Here is a 6939-nt window from a genome sequence, read left to right on the forward strand (position 1 = left end):
AAAGATAACGTTACAGAAGTAAAACCTAGCGTTTTATCATTCGCTGGAGTTCAATTTAAAACTAGTGATGGGTTTGTATTAGAAGAAAATACAGTAGGTACTCCTACATCATTAGGATTAGTCATTGATCACAATGGGCACCAACACTTTGTTTATTATAAACAATTAGTAAATTCTAAATTTGAAAAACTAATCCCTCAAAAATATTTAGAACAAGCTAAAAAAGAATATAAAGAATTAGAAGATAAAGTAACTGAAAAAATAAACTACTTAGCAAGTAAAAATAATATTGATAAAAATACTATTAAATATGTCTCTACAGCAAAAGGAGATGCTCTTTCTTACAATGGAACAACTACACTATTAGAAGAAATAAATTCTGTAAACAATAATGTTGTAACTCCACCAAAAGAAACTCCAAAAGTGGAAGATAAAGTAGAAAATAAACAACCCGAAAGTAACAACGAAACTTATTCTGAGGAAGTTACTAAAAAAATTAACCATTTAGCAAAAATATTAGGTATCGATCCTAAATTAATTAAATTAGTAGAAACTGAAAATGGACAAGCATTAACTTACCCTCATGGTGATCACAGCCATACCGTATTACTAAATGCGATTCACGTTGACGAAACTGAAGTAAACATTACGGATGAAATTCAAAAACAAATTAATTATATCGCTGAGGTTTATGGAGTACCAAAAGAAGCTGTTAAAGTTACAAAAGACTTCTTTGTATTTAACGAACCTGCTCATGCATATGATCCAACTCATATTCACCCTTACTTAATACCTCGTGATAAATTTCATATTCCTGAGGTTACAGGTGACGATGAAGTTGATTTCGAAAATGAATTACTTGCTTTATCAAAACGTACTGGTATTCCTGCTGATAAAATTAAACGAGATGGAGATAAATTTGTAATTCCTCATGGGGATCACGATCATTTCGTTAAAATACTATCTAAAGGTGCAGATATTTACTACAAAAATAGAATTCCTAACATAACTGGAACTTATGTTGCTGGTGATTTCGATAAAGAAGCTGTATTCAAACATATCGATGAACTAAAAGCAAGTAATATCGCTAAACATAGTAATGATAAAAAACAAGCAAATCGTGTTAATCGTGCATTAGATCAGTTACGTGCGACAATTGAAGAATTACCTACTAACTCTACTAAAGGTTACCTAGAAATGTTAGATAACTTTGATAAAAAATACATTCAAGAAGAAACAAATGCTGATACTTCTAAAAATGATGAATTTGTTAAAAAATATAATACTCTATTAAATCGTGTTAAAGATAACGATATTGAAAAGTACAATCTTTCAAAAGTAGAGTTAACTAATGAATTAAACATAGCCAGTGAAAACAAAGATGTTAATACTTTAAACAAAATCAATCACTTATTAGATGAATTACAAAAATTTGAAGACCGTGAAAGTATTACTACAGTAAGTTACATAAAATATTTCTTAGAAAACATTGATAGTGACAAGATTGATAATAAACTACGTGAGGAACTTTCTTCACTTGTAAAAGATTCTTACGAATCTCAAGCATTTATAACAAGAACACCAATGAGAACACTTGTTACAAGATTAATTAATGCGAAAAATGCACTACATTACGCTCTTGAACACAATTCAAGTACTAAGGCTGAATTCGGTGAAAACTATAATAAACTTAATGAAAAAGATGAGGATGGTATGACACTTCGTTCATCTGCAGATCAATTCGCTAAAGAAGCAAATGATCCATCATTCCCACTTGAATTTTCTAAAGCAAATTATGATAACACTGATTTCGAAAAATATGCAGGTAAAAAAGATGAAAATAATAATTCATCATCAAATAATGCAAGTAATAAAGAAGAAAATAACTCTACAACTAATGAAAATAATAAGGTAAATAGTACACCAAGTGGTGAAACTAATACACCTAAAGATGAAAACACAACAGGTACTGAAAACGACAAACCTAAAGATAAAAACACAACAAGTACTGAAAATAACAAACCTAAAGATGAGAATACAACAAGTACTGAAAACAACACATCTGAAGACGAAAGTACAACAGAAACTAAAAAAGTTGAACTTACTCCAGAAGAATCTGCAAAATTAAACTTACTTGCTGGTCTATTTAGACTTTCTCCAGATAGTATGAATGTAATAGAAACACCATATGGAAAAGCTGTTAATTTCAACCTTGGTGGAAAAAATGAAACAATATTAATTAACGATATAGATAAGTTATTAGCTGCCCTAGTTTCAAGAGCTAAACCAAAAGAAACTCCAGAAACAAATAACGAAAATAGTACGACTCTTAACGCAGAAAAAGAAGTTTCAAATTCTGAAAACAACACAATTTCAAATGACAATAAACACAATACTAACGAAGAAACAACAACATCAAAATCAGAAAATACTACAGAGAAAACAACCGAGGAAAAATAAATTAATTTCTAAAAACACTTGACAACAAAGCTTATCATAGAGTAAAATTAATTTAAATAAATATATATAATTTGATTATAGACATGTTTTAATCTAAAAACTTTTCCAGAGAGAGTACATTGGCTGAAAGTACTTATTGTTTATTTTAAAATTCTACTATAAATAATATCAAATATAATTTTTTAAGAATCTTTAAGATTGAATTTGGGTGGAACCACGGTATAGAAATTAATCGTCCCTTACGTCTTCGACGTAAGGGATTTTTTATTTTATACTTAATTCAATTTAAAAATAATATACAAAAGGAGAATATAAATATGTTAGATATTAAATTATTTAGAGCAAATCCTGAAATGGTAAAAGCAAAATTAGCTGCTAGAAACTTAGAGACTGATGTAGTTGACTTACTTATCGACTTAGATAAAAAACGTCGTGAACTTCTTGTTCAAGTGGAAGATTTAAAAGCACTTCGTAACAAAAAAAGTGAAGAGATTGCAATCTTAAAAAGAAAACGTGAAGATGCTTCAGATGTAATCGCTGAGATGAAACACGTTTCTGATGAAATAACAACACGCGATATTGAAGTTAAACAAATTGCTGAAGAAATTAACGAAAAAATTATTAGAATCCCTAACTTAATTTCTGATGAAACTCCAATTGGAGAAAATGAAGATGAAAATATTGAAGTTCGCCGTATTGGTCAAGTTAGAGAATTTGATTTCGAACCAAAAGCTCACTGGGATCTAGTTGAAGAATTAGATATTGCTGACTTTGAACGTGCTGCAAAAATTTCTGGAAGTAGATTTGTGTTCTACAAAAAAGCTGGAGCAATGCTTGAACGTGCATTAATCAACTTTATGATTGATACTCACGTAGTTGAACACGGTTATGAAGAATTTATGGTACCTCAATTAGTAAACAGAACTGCTTTATTCGGTACTGGTCAATTCCCTAAATTCGTTGAAGATGTTTATACTGTTGAATCTGAAGGATTAACTCTTATCCCAACAGCAGAAGTTCCATTAACTAACTACTACAATGGTGAAATCTTAACAGAAGATATGTTACCAAAAGGTGTTACAGCATTCAGTATCTGCTTCAGATCAGAAGCAGGAAGTGCTGGTCGTGATACTCGTGGTCTTATCCGTCTTCACCAATTCAACAAAGTTGAAATGGTACGTTTTGCAAAACCTGAAAATTCTTATGAACAATTAGAAATCATGACTGGTCATGCTGAAAGCATCCTTAAAAAATTAAACTTACCATATCGTGTTATCACTCTATGTTCTGGAGATACAGGATTCTCAAGCGCTAAAACATATGATATAGAAGTATGGTTACCAAGTTATAATGCATATAAAGAAATCAGTTCATGTTCAAACTGTACAGATTTCCAAGCTCGTCGTGCTAATATGAGATTCAAACGTGAAGACACAGGTAAAATTGAATTTGTTCACACTCTAAACGGTTCTGGATTAGCTGTTGGACGTTGTTTAGCTGCAATTATTGAAAACTATCAAAATGAAGATGGTTCAATCACAGTACCAGAAGTTCTACGTCCATACATGCGTGGAATCACAAAAATCGAAAGAGATTAATTTTATTTTAAACTAAAAAATTCCAAGAGGTTTATATAAATCCTCTTGGAATTTTTTAATAGCCTAATACATTAAAAATAGTGGATCAAGTTTCCTTTATCAATCCACTACTTTTAATTTTTGTAATATAGAGTTATATATCTATTTGAGTTTTTTCAAATTTGTCTAGAGCTTGTAAATATCCATCTGTTCCTGTTACATGCCATGCTAGACTAACATCTCTGAAATTATTTAACCAATTTAACACTTTTCTTAATTTAACTGGATTATTAGCTAAAACAACCTGTGCCTTATTTTCTAATTCAGTAAGTCTACTATTAACAACAGCTTCATCAATATTACCATTTACTTTAGGTATTTCTATATAAGGTATTTTATTTTGATTATATAATCTCCATCCTGGACTCTTAATTGGATAATAATGATTATGATCCCCATGATTTACTATCATTTGTCCATCTTGTACTTGAATATGTTCAACAGTTGTATTCATACTACTTGCTAACGCCGTTATTTCTTTTTCAAAATCACCCTCCAAGTCTGAACTCATCACCGGAACAGTTATATCATTGAGTAAAAGACGCTTAACTGAACCGTTATAATTAAATACTAACGCATTATTATCAACTGAAATGTCACTAACATTTAATCCATAGAATAGAGCAACATAATTCTTTTTACTATCTAACGTTACTTTATCTATAGTTGTTGTAGTTTCTGCTTTCTTAGCTAAGAACTCTTTTGCTTCTTCTAATTGCTTAGCTGATAATTCTGATTTTTTGATAAAGTGATTATGATCTCCATGTTTTACAATATAGCCATCCCCTTCTTCACTCACTATATTGTTAACATCAAAGACAAATTTATGTTCTTCAACTTCACTATTATTATTTTCTTCTGAAGGATGCTCTACTTCAGCATTAGAGTGTTCTGTAACTGAATCTTCTTTGTTAGTTATCTCAGCAGTTGGTGTTACTAAATTATCTTTAACTTGTTTTCTTATTTCACTCAATTGTCTTTCTAATTCAATTTGTTTATTTCTACTTTGATCTACACTGTAAGACATATCAAGATAAATAATACGTGCTTTTTGTTTTAACTCATCAGCAACTTCTGGTGCTAATTTTTTCTCATCTTTTAGTTTCAATATCTCTTCTTGTAGTTTTTCTGCTTGTTCTGTAATATAATCAGCAGTTAAAGTATAATTCTCTTTTATGTCCCCACTTTCGACTTTTTCAAAGTTACTCATTATTCCTTTTGGAATATTTCCACCACTAGGAATCTCTAACTCTTCTTTCGGAATAGTATTGTGACTTATATCTAGATATTCTAATGTTTTATTTTTTTCTTTTAATGTTAGTGATGCTACATAGTTATTTGACATTGTTAAGTATTTTAGTGCTGTAAGATTATTAACATTTTCCATTGTTCTAATAACATTATTGCTAACTGTTAAATTAATCAGCTTATCTTGTTTATTAGTTGGAAATTCACTTATCTTATTACCACTAGCATCTAAATTTTCAAGCGCAGATAGTTTATGAACATTATTAATATCCTCTAGTTTATTATTTTTGATTTCTAAACTAGTAATTGTTTTGTTCTCAAAATCTAAACTATCAATTTTATTATTATTAACTTCTACACTTTCTAAAATTTTAGCATTTTTCAAATGAGATAATGTTGTAATTTTATTATCATTTGCTGTTAATTTTTTCAATTTAGGTAAGTTAGATACAACACTTAAATCTCTTATATTAGTATTATTCACCGTCAACTGTTCTAAATTATCATTTTTAAGAGTCGCTAACTCTAAACCTCCATTATTAGATAAGAATAGACGCTCTAATTCATTTTTATTACTTAATGCATCTAACTTTGTAATATTATTATTTTCAAGACTAACTGCTCTTAGATGATTTAAATCTTTTAGAGCTGATATATCCTTAATTTTATTATTATCTAAATTCAACGATTCTAAATTAGTAAGATTTTTTAATACATCGATATTTTCAATGTTATTTCCTGCTGCAGATACTAATTTTAAGTTTGGATAATCTTTTAAGAACGAAATATCCTGAATGTCATTTTCAGAAAAATCAATTCCTTCTAATGTTGGTATATTTTTTATAAATGAATAATCTTTAATACCTGTTCTGGATACGTATAATTGTTTTAATTTTTTAAATTTATAAACAGGTGCAATATCGTCGATAGGTGTATACCCTATTCCAAGAACTTCTATATTTGGCATAAGTTCTAAACCACTTCGTTTAAGTGGATCTTTGTTTTGACCAATATTTAAATACTTAACGGTTTTTAACCACTCTTTCATTTTCTCTACATTTGATTCATGTGCAGGAAAATCTGTGTCTGCAGAAGCATGTTGAATATCATGGATAATATCATCATCGAATCCTAATTTTTTTAACGTCTCAGCTCCTGAATTACTATGTGGATCTGCTAGAGGTTTAGATGTGTCTATATCTTTAACTAATATAGTATGGCTATGGTCTCCATGTGGATACACTAGTGCTTTCCCTTCTGCTGTCTCTATTAATTTTATAGAACTTTTATCTATATTTAATTGTTTAGCAACATAGTCAATTTTTGCTTCAATTTCTTTTTCTTCAGTATTTTTTTCTTCTCTATGATTGTTATTTTCTACAGTATTTTCTGAAGAATTATTCGCTGTTTCAGTTTTATCAGCAGCAGAATTATTGCTTGTATTATTATTTATAGAATTGTTTTCTACATTAGCAGTACTATTCGAACTATTTGTCTCCGCACCTTCTTTGACATTTATATCTTTTAATAACTCCGTTTTTCCATTGTAAGAAATTGCATCCCCATTTGGAGTAATAACATAGCTAAATTTATC

3 protein-coding genes are annotated in these 6939 nt (G+C 29.3%); 2 read left to right on the forward strand and 1 reads right to left on the reverse strand.

Annotation, left to right across the window (positions count from 1 at the left end; all coding sequences use genetic code 11):
- Window positions 1-2460: pneumococcal-type histidine triad protein (locus RYK99_RS08450; protein WP_314991786.1), on the forward strand; the 2460-nt coding region annotated here is incomplete at its 5' end.
- 317 nt (window positions 2461-2777) lie between these two features.
- On the forward strand, window positions 2778-4058 hold the full coding sequence (gene serS / locus RYK99_RS08455; protein WP_003146984.1) for a serine--tRNA ligase: 1281 nt from the start codon (window positions 2778-2780) through the stop codon (window positions 4056-4058).
- 133 nt (window positions 4059-4191) lie between these two features.
- Here the strand turns inward: serS and RYK99_RS08460 are convergent.
- The coding region (locus RYK99_RS08460) for a pneumococcal-type histidine triad protein (RefSeq protein ID WP_314991788.1) at window positions 4192-6939 on the reverse strand (2748 nt) is incomplete at its 5' end.

This window comes from uncultured Gemella sp. (assembly GCF_963537375.1).
GTDB lineage: Bacteria > Bacillota > Bacilli > Staphylococcales > Gemellaceae > Gemella.

What these genes read in the sequence shown, in the direction of transcription:
- serS (WP_003146984.1), top strand. Translation starts at nt 2,778, where the DNA reads ATGTTAGATATTAAATTATTTAGAGCAAATCCTGAAATGGTAAAAGCA.